Genomic DNA, 15291 nt, shown 5'->3' with positions numbered 1-15291 from the left:
AGGAGATCGTCGTCATGCGCAACACGAAACTGATCATCGCGATGCTGGTGGGTTGCACCGTCCTCAGCGGCGCTGCGTTCGCGCAGGATGCCGCTCCGGCTCCGGCCGCCACTGGCCATCACGCCGCCGCTCACCAGCAGGCCAAGGCCGGTCACAAGAAGACGCACCACAAGAAGGCCACCAAGCCGGCCAAGGCCGCCACGAAGTAAGCATTCACCCGGCCACCGGGCCGGGGTGACAGGCAATACGTACATCGTTTGAAGCAGCACGTTCCGTAGCACACCCCATCGCTTCCAAGGAGATCTCTTCATGCGTAACACGAAACTGATCCTCGCCATGCTGGCTGGCTGCACCGTCCTCAGCGGCGCCGCGTTCGCACAGGACAGCTCCGCCGCTGCCCAGGACCAGAGCGCTGCTCCGGCCGCCGCTTCCACCGCCGCCAAGCCGGCCCATCACAAGGCCCATACCAAGAAGGCTGCCGACAGCTCGGACGCCTCCAGCGCCGCCGCCGGCAGCGAGAACGGCACGATGAAGTCGACCCACAAGAAGGGTCACAAGAAGGCAGACGATGCCACCGCGCCGGCTGCCGCCTCCACCGCCGGCAAGTAATCCGCCCCGGCTGTGAAACGAAAACCCGGCGCCGCAAGGCGCCGGGTTTTTCATTAAGTAACCCACACCCTGTAGGAGCGCGCCTCGCGCGCGACCGTCCAGGGCGAACGCCTCGCACGAAAACATGCCCCCCTGGCAAGGCAGGTACTCGTCAGTGCCGCGGCTACCATTACAGCGCAACGGTCTTACCGGTCGCGCGCAAGGCGCGCTCCTACAGGGGGGGGATCAGGGGCGGTGGTCGGCCACGAAATCCGTCGGCACGTGTACCCCGCGCCGGGCGATCTTCTCGGTCATGATCGTGTGGCGCATCATCAGGCCCGAGACGATGTAGGCCGTCGCGCAGGCGGCCAGCAATGGCAGCAGTGCGTGCGGCTGCAATGTGGTCTCGAACACGAACACGGCCGAGGTCATCAGGGCGCGGGTCGCTCCGGCGAACAGCGCAGCCATGCCGATGAGCGCAGCCATGCGGGGGTCCACATGCAACCACGGAATCTGCGCCAGCAGCACGCCCGCCACGCCACCTGCCGCGCCGCCAATGGTGAACAAGGGCGCCAGCGTGCCACCCGACGTGCCACTGCCCAGGGCGACCGACCACGACACCAGTTTCGCCAGCGCCAGCCATGCCATGGCCGCCAGGCCCAGGTGCCCCGACACCACGGCCACGATGTTCTCGTAGCCCACCCCGAGCGTCGCCGGGGCCACGTAGCCCACGGCACCGACCACCAGGCCGCCCAGCGCCGGCCACCACATCCAGTGGATCGGCAGCTTTTCGAAAGCATCCTCGATGCCATAGGTCAGCCGGGTGATGGCGACACCGGCCACACCCATCACCACGCCGAGCAAGGCATAGGCAATAAGGGCCATCGGCGCCACGGCCGACAGCGCAGGCATCGAAAACACCGGCCCCGGGCCTTCCAGCGCGAATCGCACCCCCGTACCCGCCGCAGCGGCGAGCGTCACCGGCAACAACGAGCGTGCGCGGCGTTCGAACAACAGCAGTTCGATACTCAGCAGCACGGCCGAGACCGGCGCGCTGAACACCGCCGCCATGCCGGCCGCCGCGCCCGCCGCCAGCAGGGTTTTTCGCTCGTCGGCGCTTACCGGCAGGTGCTGGCCAAGCAGCGAGCCAAGTGCGCCACCCGTGGCGATGATCGGTCCTTCCGCGCCGAACGGACCGCCCGTGCCGATGGCAATCGCCGACGAGACCGGCTTCAGCCAGGTCATACGCGCAGGAATGCGGCTTTCGTTGGTGAGTACCTGCTCCATCGCTTCCGGGATGCCGTGACCGCGAATGGCCCGCGATCCCCAGCGCGCCATCGCACCCACGACCAGGCCGCCCGCGGCCGGCAGCACGATGACCCACGCGCCAAGGTGGTGCCCTGACGGACTGACGAACGCGGTATCGAGGCGTCCGAAGAACGCAAGATTGGTCACCAGCCCGATCAGCATCGTCAACAGGCGTGCCACGCACGCCACGCCCATGCCGAGCACGACGGCAAGCAATCCGATGCGCAGGATGCGTGCGTCAAGCAGCGGCAGGCGCGTCGGCATGTGGGCATCGACGAGCGCCTGGTCCAGCGAAGGGGCGAGCGGAAGCGCCGCACGATCGTGCGGTATATGCAGGGGGTCGGTCATGGTGGGGGCCGCGAGGAAGTACGTCGCGGAAAGGCTACCGGGAACGGCGCTTCGTAGCTGGCTGGCAGATGAACGGGGCATCCCTGCCCCGGGGCTGGTCAGAATTCCTGCCAGATCACGGTGTCCTGATCCGCCTTCGGCAGCGGACGGGTTACCGAAGGCATCGATACGCGCCGGGTGGACGCGGGCGCCGTTGCCTGGTCTTCCTCGCCATCGATATGGAAGAACGCCACCTGACGCATCAGCTCTTCCGCCAGTTCCAGCATCTGCCGGCTGGCGGCGCTGGTTTCTTCCACGAGGGCCGCGTTCTGCTGGGTGACTTCATCGAGCGCGGTGACCGCACTGTTGACCTGTTCGATGCCTGCCGACTGCTGCAACGAAGCCGCCGCGATATTGCCGACGATGCCGGATACCTTGTCGGCCCCCGTGCCGATCAGCGACAGCGCCTCCCCCGTGCGACGCACGAGCACGGAGCCCGTATCGACACGCTCGGCGGCATCGCCGATGAGTTTCTTGATGTCGCGTGCCGCCGTTGCACTGCGCTGGGCCAGCACGCGCACCTCGCCGGCCACCACCGCGAAACCCCTGCCCTGTTCACCGGCACGCGCCGCTTCCACGGCGGCGTTCAGTGCAAGCAGGTTGGTCTGGAACGCGATCTCGTCGATCAGCACGGCGATCTCGCCGACACTGCGGCTGGCCTCGGTGATCTGCGCCATCGCGCTCACCGCATCGCCCGCGACACTGCGACCGGTCGTGGCATCGCGCAACAGTGTCACCGTGAGGTCGCGCGCCACCCCGGCGCCTTCGGAGTTTTCACGCACGGTGGCGGTCATCTCCTCCATCGATGCCGCGGTTTCTTCCAGCGAGGACGCCTGCTCCTGCGTGCGGCTGGACAGATCGTCAGAACCCGCGGAAATATCGCGCGCCGCATAGGTGACCTGGCGTGCATTGTCGCGCACGCGCCCCACGATCTCGGTCAGTTTCACGTCCATGGCCGAGAGCGAACGAAGCATGTCGCTCAGTTCGTCGCTCCCGTCGACATGCAGGTGATGGTTGAGTTCACCCTGGCTGATGCGCCCGGCAAGATCGCGTGCACGCAGCAGCGGCACCATCACGGCGCGGATCAACAGGAACCCCGCCAGCGCCACCAGCACGCCGGATACCACCAGCACGCCGATCGTCAGCATTACGATCTGGTGCTCGCGCTGCGAGGAGGCGACGAAGGCCTCGTCGGCCTGCCGCTCGTTCACCGCCACGATCTGCCCGATGCCATTGGTCGCCGCGTCCAGCGCCGGTGCCATCTGCTTGATCAGGAAGGCCACGGCGGTCGCCCGGTCGCCCGCGGCCTTGTCCAGGCCTTCTTTCAGGCGCTGGTCGGCCACCTGCTCGGCAGCGATGAAGACCTTGGCGAGGCCCCGCTCCTCGTCGCTGGTCACCAATGCCGGGTAGTAGGCGCTCCAGGCCTTCTCACGCTGCACGCCGATGGCATCGATCCGCTGGCGCGCCTCGGCCACTGCCTCGGGTGTCGCCACCACGAGCGCCCGGTTGAACGCCGCCCTCTGGTCCGTCAGCGCCGTGCGCACGTTCGTCACATGGACGATCGGCATCAGCGTGTCCCTGTACATCGACTCGAGGCTGGACTGTGTCCGCCCCAGTGCCACCAGGCCGGTAGCCCCGATGACGATTGCCGCCACCAGAGCCCCTGCCATGGTCAAAATGATTCGCCACCTGACCGTCATCACCCTTCACTCCCGAGAGAAACCTTGCCGGTTATCGGCAAAAAAGGTCCGGGCTTGAACCTGACGGCAAATCGCAAGTATTTGATGAAAAAGGAACTGGCGCCGATTGTTGCAAATTGAATACTTGCGCCCTTCAGTATCGGGGGCGTGGCGCCTCGTTGCCTGTCCGCCCTGCATACAGGTAATCGAAGGCGGTGAGCGTGGCGGTGCCGCCATTCACCCGCAGCAACCCCCTGGCGCCGAACGGCAGCGTCCACTTGTCCGGACCGTGGCCGAACACGAGACCGCGCAGCATGGGTACGTCGCAGATGCGGCGGAAACGTTCCAGGGCGTGATCGAGGTCGTAACCGTTGTCGTACTCGCTCACCCGCTGGCCACCGAGGCCACCCAGCAGCACCGCGCGCTGGCGATCGAGTACACCGCTGAGCTTCAGCTCGTAGAGCATCCGCTCGATGCGGTAGACCAGCTCGCCGGTTTCCTCGATGTAGAGGATGCCGCCATCGAAGGCCGGCATGTACGGCGTGCCGATGAGACTGCAAAGCGCCGACAGGTTGCCGCCCCACAGTGTGCCTTGCACCAACAGGTCGGACTGTGGCTCCGGGCAGATCCAGCCCACCTCGGTGCGGGGCTCCTGGAGGGTCTGCCAGAAGTGGCGCCAGGTGCTTTCACGCAGGTAGGCCGGACCGAAATCCTGCACCAGCATCGGGCCGTGCAGCGAGCCGATGCCCGCTTTCGCGTAAAGCGCGCACTGGATCACGGTGAAATCGCCATGACCGACGAACACGCAGGACGATTCACGGAAACGTGCCGCCAGCCCGGTGTAATTGATGCCTTCGAGCAGGGAAATGCCGCCGTAACCACCGCAGATCGCCATCGCCACGTCGGGCAGGGCGATATCGGGGTCGGCAAGCGCGTTGATGTCGGCAAGACGCTCCGCGTCGCTGCCGGCGAAACGCAGCGCGACGCGATCGACCACGCCGTCGCCGAGGATGGTGTGCCCGGCCGCCTGCAGGCGTTCGATGCCACGTTGGCAGGCGGCGCGGTCTTCCGCGTAACCGGAGGGAGCGATGAGCCGTATATCGAGATGTTTCGGCATGACTGGGAACATGTGACCGGCCATACCAATACCGCTACGCCCCGATGAAGGCAACCCGAAGTTGACCGGTTCGGGTAATGTCGCCCCTTGCTCCATCGTTACCACTCCATGCCTGCGCCCACACTGAAACCGGCATCGCCCCGCGAATTGGCCGTGCCGCTGAGCTTGTAGACCCAGCCGCCGCCGTCGGTCACCGTGGACACACCCACCGCGATGCTCGATTCGCCACGGAACGTACCGCCCGCTATGGCCGCCATGTTACGCCCTGGCGTGGTCGCCTGTGGCAATCCGGCCATCGCCATCGCCGAGGCGACACCCGCGCTGGCCCGGTTGTTGGCGTTCTGGATGGTGCGGTTCATGGCGTTGACCTTCTGGTCGGTGTAGCTGCGCGACCAGTCGGCCACCTGGTTCAGCTGCCCGACGTTGGCAGCGTCCGTGGCGGCCGTGCCGGCACCCACGTTGTGGACCACGGCCGGCGTACCCGCCGAACCCAGGCTGACGTTGCCGTAATCGACGCTTCCATCCGCGCGCGTATCGTAGTGGACGCCACTGGCACGCACGGCATTTACCTGGCTCACGTTTGCCGCATCGGTATCGGCGGTGCCCGCCGCCACGTTGGTGACCTGCCGCTCGGCGCCCTTGCTGCCCACCGAAACGCTGTTGGCGCGATCGGCCACCGAGCCCGCACCCACGGCCACGGAGTTCTGTGCCGTAGCCTGTGCGCCGTTGCCCACGGCCGTGCTGTTGGCACCGGACGAACTGGAACCGGCACCGGCAGCGACGCTGTTGCCACCGGCAGACGCCGCGTTGGGCAGGTTGTTGCTGTTGTTGACGCTGAGTGCGCCATTCGTGCCGCCACCGTTACCGCCCTGCTGCAAGGCGAGGATGCTGTTGTAGAGGGCAACGTTGCTGAAGGCATTGCCGGTGTTCTGCGTCCATTGCCACAGCTGTCCACCCGTGATGGCGTCCGCGCTGGCCTGCGCGATGCTGCCGGCCGCCACGTTGCCGATATGCACGGCGGCACCGCCCGGATTCAGCGTCACGCTACCGTGCGTGGCGTCGTCGTACTGCACGGACGATGCGCCGATGCTGCCCGCCAGGTTGGCTACCGCCCGCAACTGACGCACGTTCACCGCATCGGTGTCGTCCGTGCCACCGGCCACGTTGGCGATCTGCCGTTCGGCACCCGCCGTGCCCACCGAGACAACGCCCTGCGCTGGCACGGCGACGCCACTGAAGGCTTCCGTACCACTGCCCGTGCGGCTGGCTACAGAGCCTGATCCAAGGGCCACGCCGCCGGCCACCGTTGCCTGCGAACCGACGCCAAGGGCCGTCGCCCCCGCAGCCGTTGCCTGTGCCTGGGAACCGTAGGCCGCCGTATTCGCGCCGGATGCGACGGTCCCGCCGCCGATGGCCACGCTTTCCGTACCGCTGGCCTGGGCGGGTGCCTGGGTGGAGCTCACGGCGACGTAGGGCGTGTTGATGCCAGACGCCAGGCTGTTCACCCGTGCGTTCAATGCATTGACGGAGCCGTCGATCGAATTGAAGGCGGCGCCTGCATTGCCGAAGCTCGCATTGGAGACGTTGCCATTCGCATCCACGGGACGCAGGGCGAACGTCGGCGCGGTGAATGTCAAGGTAAGCGGATCAAACGCCGCCCCTGCACCGAGGAACCCGACGAGGGCGGCATTGCTGGTGAACAACTGGCCGCCGCTGATCGCGTCGTGGCTGCCCGCCGCCACCGCACCATCGGCCAGGTTGCCGATGCCCACCGTGCCCGCTACGCCACCCGCCAGGGTGACGTGGTTGAGCTTGTTGCCGCCGCTGTCGCGGTCGTAATTGACTGCCCCCGCCGTTGCCTGGGCCACGCCGTCGTTGACGGCACGCAGCTGGGAGACATTCACGGCGTCGCTATCCGACAATCCAGCCGCGAGGCCCGTGAGCTGCCGACCGCCGACGTTCACTTCACCCGTGGAGCTCTGCGGCGTCGTGAGCGCATAGGCGGCGTAGTTGGTGCGCGCACCCACCGTGGTGGCGGAGTTGCCGCCAAGGGCAATGCTGTTCGCATTCGCTGCCGTTGCGCCACCACCGATGGCGATGCTTTCCGCACCGGTCGCTGTTGCGGCGGCGGCCGTGGAGTTCACCTGCACGTATTTCAGGCCACCGGTGTAGAGCGATGAGATGCGCGTGTTGACGTTGCCCAGCGAGTCGCCGATGGTCGTCAGTGCACCGCCGACCGAGCCTGCGTTACCTGGCGTATTGGTGCCGTCCGTGCCAATCACCGGTACGTTGTAGGTCGGGCCGGTGAAATTGCCACCCGCATCCACCGTCGTGCCGCCACCGAGATACGTCACCACGGCCTGGTTCGTCGCGTTGAGCTGGGTGCCATTGACTGCATCATGGCTGGTGGTCGACAGCACGCCCGGTCCGACATTGTGGATACCTACCGTGCCCGTGCCTGCGCCCGTCAGCGTGATGTTGTTGGTGGGGTTGCCCGCACCGTCGTCGTCGTAACGCACCGCCAGGCGACCGAGCGAACCGACATCGGTGCTCACTGCACGCAACTGCTGGATATTGGCTGCATCGCTATCCAGCGTGCCGGCGGCTACGCCGGTGATCTTGCGGTTGCCGAGGTTCAGCTCACCGTTCGACGTCTGCGGTGCCGTGATGCCGTAGGCCGTGTACCCCACCTGAGCACCAACGGTCGTCGCCGAACCATTGCCAAGCGCAATGCTGTTCGCGTTCGCCGCCGTCGCCCCACCACCGATGGCGATGCTTTCCGCGCCCGTCGCCGATGCGGCGGCGGCCGTGGAGTTCACCTGCACGTATTTCAGGCCACCGGTGTAGAGCGATGAGATGCGCGTGTTGACGTTGCCCAGCGAGTCGCCGATGGTCGTCAGCGCACCGCCGACCGAGCCTGCGTTACCTGGCGTGTTGGTGCCGTCCGTGCCAATCACCGGTACGTTGTAGGTCGGGCCGGTGAAATTGCCACCCGCATCCACCGTCGTGCCGCCACCGAGATACGTCACCACGGCCTGGTTCGTCGCGTTGAGCTGGGTGCCATTGACTGCATCATGGCTGGTGGTCGACAGCACGCCCGGTCCGACATTGTGGATACCTACCGTGCCCGTGCCTGCGCCCGTCAGCGTGATGTTGTTGGTGGGGTTGCCCGCACCGTCGTCGTCGTAACGCACCGCCAGGCGACCGAGCGAGCCCACGTCGCCACTCACGGCAGAGAGCTGAGCGACGTTTACTGCATCGCTTGCCGCACTGCCCGCCGCCACACCGGTGATCTTGCGGGTACCCACATTCACCTCGCCGAGCGAGGTCTGCGGCGCGGTGAGGCCGAACGCCGTGTACCCGGTCTGGGCACCTACGGTGGTCACCGAACCCGCACCCAGTGCCACGCTGTTGGCGTTGGCCGCTGAGGCCCCGTTGCCTATGGCAACACCCCCGGCGGCACCGGCCGTGGCGGCGCCCCCAATGGCGATCCCTTCCGCGCCCGTTGCCGTCGGCAAAACCGCCGTGGAGTTCACGGCCACATACTGGGCACCGCCCGTGTCGAGTGCATTGAGGCGGATGTTCACGTTGCCCAGCGACGAGTCGAGCTGGGACAGTGCTTGCCCCACCGTGCCGTAAGTGTTGCGCGTGACATTGCCCGCGAGGTCGATGGCGCCGATGGAGAATGCCGGCGGCGTGAAGGTACCGGTCGTGCCATTGAAACCGGCACCCGCACCCAGGTATCCCGCCAGCGTCGTATTGGTACCGAACAGCTGGGTACCGTTCACGGCGTCGAGGCTGGTTGCCGTGACCGTGCCGGCACCGAGGTTGCCAAGACCCACGCTTCCCGTGCCCGTACCCGAGAGACTGACGTGGTTGGTCGCGTTACCCAGGCCGTCCGCGTCGTAGCGCACGGCCAGCTTGCCCAGGGCGGAGACGCTGTTGTTCACCCCGGTGAGCTGGGCCACGTTCACCGCATCGGTCGCCGCACTGCCTGCCGCGAGCCCGGTGATCTTGCGCGTACCGACGGCCACCTCGCCCAGCGAACTCTGCGGCGTGGCGATGCCGATCGCGGTATAGCCCGTCTGTGCGCCCACCGTGGTGACGGAACCTGCGCCCAGCGCCACGCTGTTGGCGTTGCCCGCGGATGCACCGGACCCCAGTGCGATGCCGTCCACGCCCGCTGCCGTACTGGGGGCACCTGTCGAGTTGATTTTCAGGTACGGCAGGTTGCCTGCGTTGATGTTCGTGATCTGCGTATTGAGCGAGGTCAGCGAGCCGCCGACCCGGCTGAAGGCTGTCGTGACGTCGCCGGCCGTGGTGGGCGTTACCACGCCACCGTTACTGATTACGGGAACATCGAACGTCGGTGCGGTGAATACGCCCGCACCGTTCGCCGCGGTCGTGCCACCGAAGAAGGTGGCGACCGCCTGATTGGTGGTATTGAGCTGCGTGCCGTTCACGGCATCGGTGCTCGTCGCGTTGATCGCGCCGGGCCCCAGGTTACCCAGGCCAACCGTTCCGGCACCGGTGCCCACGAGGCTGATGTGGTTGGTTGCGTTGCCCAGCCCGTCCGCGTCGTACAGCACGGCAAGCCTGCCCAGCGACGAGACGGCATTGTTCACGCCGGTCAGCTGCGCCACGTTTACCGCATCCGTCGGGGCACTGCCGGCGGCAAGGCCCGTGAGCTTGCGCGTGCCGATGGCCACTTCGCCCAGCGAGCTTTGCGGCGTGGCTATGCCGATGGCCGTATAGCCTGTTTGCGCACCAACGGTAGTCGTCGAGCCTGCGCCCAGCGCAATGCTGTTGTTGTTGGCTGCATTGGCGCCCGAACCGAGGGCGATGGCATCGGTACCGGTAGCCGTGCTGGGTGCACCAGTGGAATTGATCTTGAGATACGGCAGGGAGCCTGCCGTGATGTTGGCGATCTGGGTATTCAACGCCGTGAGCGAACCACCTACGGTATTGAACGCGGTAGTGACGTTGTTCGCGGTGCCCGGCGTAACGATCCCGGTCGTGCTGATCGCCGGCGTGTTGAATGTGGGCGCGGTGAATACGCCTGCATTGTTCGCCGCCGTGGTGCCACCGAAATACGTGGCCACCGCCTGGTTGGTCGTATTGAGCTGACCGCCATTTACCGCATCGGTGCTGCCTGCAGCGAGCGATCCGGCGCTCAGATTGCCCAGTCCGACCGTTCCCGCGCCGGCGCCCACGAGACTGATGTGGTTGGTCGCATTACCCGACCCGTCCGCGTCGTACAGCACCGCAAGCTTGCCCAGCGACGATACGGCGTTGTTCACGCCGGACAGCTGCGCCACGTTCACCGCATCCGTGGGTGCACTACCAGCGGCAAGACCGGTGAGCTTGCGTGTGCCGATAGCCACTTCGCCCAACGAGCTCTGCGGCGTAGCAAGACCGATGGCCGTATACCCCGTCTGCGCACCCACCGTGGTCGTGGAGCCCGCACCCAGCGCAATGCTGTTGTTATTGGCTGCATTGGCGCCCGAACCGAGTGCGATCGCATCGGTACCGGTGGCCGTACTGGGAGCGCCAGTGGAATTGATTTTCAGATAAGGCAGCGAACCCGCGGCAATGTTGGCGATCTGCGTATTCAGGCTGGTCAGCGAACCGCCGACGTTGTTGAAGGCCGTCGTGACGTCATTGGCGACGCCGGGTGTGACGCCCCCGCTTGTGCTGATCAGTGGTGTATTGAAGGTGGGCGCGGTGAACACGCCGGCCGCGTTGGCTGTGGTGGTGCCACCAAAATACGTAGCCACCGCCTGATTGGTGGTGTTGAGCTGTGCGCCGTTGACGCCATCCAGGCTCGCCGCACCCAGGACACCCGGTGCCAGGTTGTGCAGGCCGACCGAACCGGTGCCCGTCCCCTTCAACGTAATCGAGTTGGTGGGGTTGCCGCTGCCGTCGGGATCGTAGGTCACCGCCAGCAGATCGAGTGCACCGATGCCCGCGAGCGCACCTTTGAGCTGCAATACGTTGACCGCATCGTAGTTGTCACTGCCTGCCGCAACATGCGACACCTGCCGCTCGTTACCTGTGCTGCCCACGGAGACGGCACCGACGGAATTCTGCACTGGGGTAAGGCCGAAAGCGGTATACCCCGCCTGTGCCGCACGATCGCCCAGCGAGGCATTACCCAGCACGACGCTGTTGACCTGGGTGGATGTCGCATTGGCGCCAAGGATGGTCTGCGCGTTTGCCGTGCCCGCCGCACTGTCGCCGATCACCACGGAATTGCCCTTGCGCGTGGCGAAGTTGTTGGTCGGCACGCCGGAAGGATTGGTGGGATCGTTACGGCCATTGCCCGGGAAGACGTTATTGGCGTCTTCGGCGGGCAGCGTATGGCTCGCACCGCGACCGATCACCACTTCCTGCGAGCCGTTGGCCGTGGCCCGGTCACCGACGATCACCTGGTTATCCTGCGCCGGATTGACGGCCCAGCAGCGGGCGAGCGGAATGCCGAGCAGGCTGGCGCAGTCGGCCGACCATGCAGGCGAACCACCCGGCAACAGGATGCCGCCGAGACCGCCGTTGGTGAAGTTGTCGGTACCGCGGTTGATGTTGGTGATGTAGCTGTCGGAGGTCACGCCACCGAGCAGCGTCAGGTGCTGGTTCTGGCCGAGCAACGTGCCGTTGATCGCCGTCGATGTGGGCGTGAGGTTCACCAGGTTCGCGGCACCGATGCCCAGGCTCTGGAACGTACCGGTGATGTTCACCGTGTTGAGGTTCAGTGCGCCGCTGTTGATGTACTGCGAACTGGGGTTGAGCAACGTGGTGATCGTGGGCGCCAGCGACGTGTTCGATGGTGCGATGAGCCCGCCGGAACCGAGGATCAGGCCCGCACGGAAAGGCTCCGCAGGCAGCGGATAACGCGGATCGCCCGGGGCGATGATCGATGGCGAAATGCCCTGTGCCGAGACAAAATTGGTCGTTGCAGGCGACGACGTAAGCGCCTGGCGTCCTGCACCGAAGGTGTTCAGTGGGCCTGAACCGGCCACCGATGAGGTCACCGGCGTTTCATCCTTCGCAGACGATGTCGTGGCCGTATCGTCCTCGTCGTCCTGCGCCTTTTTATTCTTTGCCTTCCTGGCAACCGGTGCCTTTTCCTTGCTGGCAGAAGGCGTCACGGTACCGTTCGATGCAGTGCCTGCCTGCGGGGCCGCCTGCTGTGCGCCGGCAGTGCCAGCGAGGAAAACCACGGCTGCCACGAGCGCAAGACGAACCATGGCAAGGCGGCTGAATGCGACAAACAAAAGGCGCGTCGCTTGCGCGACGCGCCCCATGAACAAGGCTACTGAACGTTTCACGGCAGTCTCCCCCGCTTCGATTTCCCTGCGTACAGGACGCGTAGGGTTCGATTAGAGGTGTCCCGCCCGGATACCGTTGATCAATTGCGGCAATCAGCTAGCCCTAAACGGCACAATGCCAAATCGATCACGGTCACCAGCCGTCATATCCTCCCTCACCTGCCGCGGCGAGATCTTCGGCCGCCACGCTGCGCGTGAGCGTTTCGCGCGGCTGCTCGCCGAACACGCTGCGGTACTTCTCGGCAAAACGCGAGAGGTCCCACATGCCGCAGCTGAGCGCCACCGACTTCACCGAACGACGCCCGGCTTCCGCGGTGATCAGGCTACGGTGAGCCGTGCACAGGCGAAGCATGGCGAGATAGCGATTGGGTGGAATGCCCAGCAGGTCGTCGAAGGCGTAGCGCAGTCCGCGTTCGCTCGCTCCTGCCGCCTGGCAGAGCTCGTGCGAGTAGATGTCGCGACGCAGGTTGGCCCGCATGAACCGCTCTGCCCGGCGCATCACCTGGTAATGGGCACGACGACCACGGGAGGCCACCGGCCTCTCCTCGGACGACGAGGCCAATGCCACGCGGATGTGCTCGTCGAGCAGGTCTTCGACGGGGCCGAAGGCCGTATCGTCGGATTCGTTCACGCGGTCGCGGATCTGGCGATAGGCCCGCTTCAGGTGCTCGGAATGCACCGAGAACAACCGTAGCCGCTGCGCCGCCATATCGACGTCAGCGTGGTCCGATGCCATGAAGCGCGTACGGAACCTGGCGTAAGGCGCAATCACCAGGGTGAAGCGCGTGCCCCGTTCGAACATGAAATCGGTGGGCGTTCCCCTCAGCAGGGTCACGGCCATGTCCGATTCGATGCCCACGCCCTGGCACCAGCTGCGTTCACCGGCTTCGTGCAGGTAGACCAGCATGCAGGAATCGTCGGGAACGGTAAGCGATCCGCGCACGTCGAAATCGATATGCGCACTGAAGTAGGTGACCCCGTCATGGGTCTTCGTGGCGATGGCAGCACGCGGACGTGCCGGACTCAAGGTAAGCAGGTCGACGTCACAGACCCCGAGCGCAGCGCCCAGCGTCACCAGATCGTAGTCCTCCAACCCCTGCACATCGGATGGACGGCTCATGCATGGACCTCCGTGTGGAACTTAATCAACAACTGTCGCATCGGCGGGACAGTATCGACGTGGCGATGCTTTGTCCCGGCAACGCCCCTTTCGTTGCCCTTCCTGAACCGAACGCACCTCACTCCCATATTTACCCCCCACAAACGTCCCAGCACGCCAGCCTGCATGCTATTGGAAAATACTCCCAAAATAGGGCGATCGGCTAGCTCCCGGCACGAATCGCCCGTGCTTATATCTAACGATGTAATGCAGGAATTGCCAGTACGTTGTGAAAATGCCGATTTCGCGTAACGTCAGATGAAACTATCTGACGAATTTGGCAAAAGTGCCGCCTGCGCAAGGCCGGATACTACGCCGAGCGAGGGGTCTCCATGCACCACCGGGATGCCTTCGAAGCTTGCGGCCACCCTGTCGCGAACCTGCGGCGAGCGTGATGTTCCTCCGGTCAGGAAAATACTCGAGGGCGCCTCTTCAATATCCGCGCCGGCCTGAATCAGCAGCCTGGAAATTCGATCGAGAAAATCCTCCGAAGCCACGAAAAAATCGTCGGAAGCCGCATTAACAGCCAGTCCGGACTCGATGAATTCGAGGGAGGTGCTGGCCGAGGGCTTTCCACTTAGATCGATCTTCATGCGTTCGGCCGCCTGGTTGAGGCGGGTGGTCTGGCCACTGCCCTGCAGGGCGCGCAGGCGCGCACCGTAAGGTTCTTCGACCATGCGGTAGTCCTGTTTGCGGAATTCACGCTGCTTGGGGAGGTTGTGGACACTGGCCGCCTCCACGAAATGGTGCACAGGCACGGCTCCGGCATCCTTGCCGAACAGCGGCATGAAGGCGTGCAGGCTCATGCCCACGTCCAGATCGGTGCCACCCCGGGGCAGGCCCCAGCTGCGACGCATGACCGGGGGCTGGCCTGCGCCCAGCTCGGCGTAGGCGACGTCGGTGGTACCACCGCCGATATCCACGATCAGGGCGCGCTGCCGCTCCGCCAGCGAGAGGTGGTAGTGCATGGCCGCTGCCGCCGGCTCTTCCAGGAAGGACACGTCGTCAAAACCCGCCACGCCGGCTGCCTCGCGCAGGATGGACAGGGCCTGCTCGCCGCCTGCCGGTCCCATGGAGCTGCGGAATTCGACCGGCCGGCCGATCACGGCCGATCGCACCGGAGTCCCGAACTGGCGGGTGGCCACAAGGCGAACGTGCTCGAGGATATGGGCCGCGATGCTGACGATGGTCTTGCGCACACGGGGGTCCAGCCGGTAACCGAACATGGACTTGGGGGATTCGATGAGGTTGCCCGTGCCCTCTTCGAGATAGGCCTCGACGGCCTCCTCGCCGAACAAGGCATCCTGGAAGCTGGCCACCGAGCCCGAGGCCTCGCGGATGCGCTCTTCCATCCACTGCCGCCGTACGACGCGGATGGCGTCGCGGCGCAGGGTGCCATCGGGCCGCGGCGAGCGCCCGTTCTGCCGCTCGTCGGCTCGGGTCGAGCGGATGAAGGCTTCCACCTGGGCTTCCAGGGCGGGGGTGAGCACGAAGTCGTCCACGTCGGGCACCACCTCGGGGAAGAACACGGCCGTGCGGAACTGCCGCGCCTCGCCGAAGCGGACCAGCTCAAGCTGCCCGTCCACCACCGCGGCCGCCGCCGAATAGCTGGTTCCAAAGTCGATGCCGATGCGCATGTGGGGTTCCCGGTGCGAAAAACCGTGCATTATCGCCCGTCTGGGGCATGGGTGACAGGACACGCCCAATCGCTACACTCGGTGTCCACCC

Annotated in this window: 8 protein-coding genes; 2 read left to right on the top strand and 6 right to left on the bottom strand. The window is 65.6% G+C overall.

What is annotated here, in order from left to right; all coding sequences use genetic code 11:
* Nucleotides 1-14: 14 nt before the first annotated feature.
* Entirely contained in the window at nt 15-209 is a 195-nt protein-coding gene (locus KR767_RS15250; RefSeq protein WP_166948449.1) for a hypothetical protein, read from the top strand.
* 100 nt (nt 210-309) lie between these two features.
* Nucleotides 310-609, top strand: coding sequence for a hypothetical protein (locus KR767_RS15245; RefSeq protein ID WP_250876858.1), 300 nt, complete (start codon nt 310-312; stop codon nt 607-609).
* Between the two features lie 225 nt (nt 610-834).
* On the opposite strand, the gene KR767_RS15240 is transcribed toward KR767_RS15245, so the two are convergent.
* The 6 genes from KR767_RS15240 to KR767_RS15215 form a co-directional block, all read right to left on the bottom strand.
* Nucleotides 835-2325, bottom strand: coding sequence for a chloride channel protein (locus tag KR767_RS15240; RefSeq protein ID WP_345779878.1), 1491 nt, complete (start codon nt 2323-2325; stop codon nt 835-837).
* Nucleotides 2326-2342: 17 nt separating this feature from the next.
* Nucleotides 2343-3953 carry a methyl-accepting chemotaxis protein gene (locus KR767_RS15235; protein WP_250876857.1) on the bottom strand — a complete coding sequence of 537 codons (1611 nt, stop codon included), beginning with the start codon at nt 3951-3953 and terminating at the stop codon, nt 2343-2345.
* Nucleotides 3954-4116: 163 nt separating this feature from the next.
* On the bottom strand, nt 4117-5079 hold the full coding sequence (locus tag KR767_RS15230) for an LD-carboxypeptidase (protein WP_250876856.1): 963 nt from the start codon (nt 5077-5079) through the stop codon (nt 4117-4119).
* Nucleotides 5080-5177: 98 nt separating this feature from the next.
* On the bottom strand, nt 5178-12404 hold the full coding sequence (locus KR767_RS15225; protein ID WP_250876855.1) for a YadA-like family protein: 7227 nt from the start codon (nt 12402-12404) through the stop codon (nt 5178-5180).
* Nucleotides 12405-12537: 133 nt separating this feature from the next.
* Nucleotides 12538-13524, bottom strand: coding sequence for a helix-turn-helix domain-containing protein (locus KR767_RS15220; protein ID WP_166948459.1), 987 nt, complete (start codon nt 13522-13524; stop codon nt 12538-12540).
* Nucleotides 13525-13817: 293 nt separating this feature from the next.
* Nucleotides 13818-15200, bottom strand: coding sequence for an Hsp70 family protein (locus KR767_RS15215; RefSeq protein WP_166948461.1), 1383 nt, complete (start codon nt 15198-15200; stop codon nt 13818-13820).
* Nucleotides 15201-15291: the final 91 nt, after the last annotated feature.

The organism is Luteibacter anthropi, assembly GCF_023699965.1.
Classification (GTDB): domain Bacteria; phylum Pseudomonadota; class Gammaproteobacteria; order Xanthomonadales; family Rhodanobacteraceae; genus Luteibacter; species Luteibacter anthropi.
Note: the sequence above shows the minus strand (reverse complement) of the source record. Positions and strands in the feature narration are given on the sequence as shown.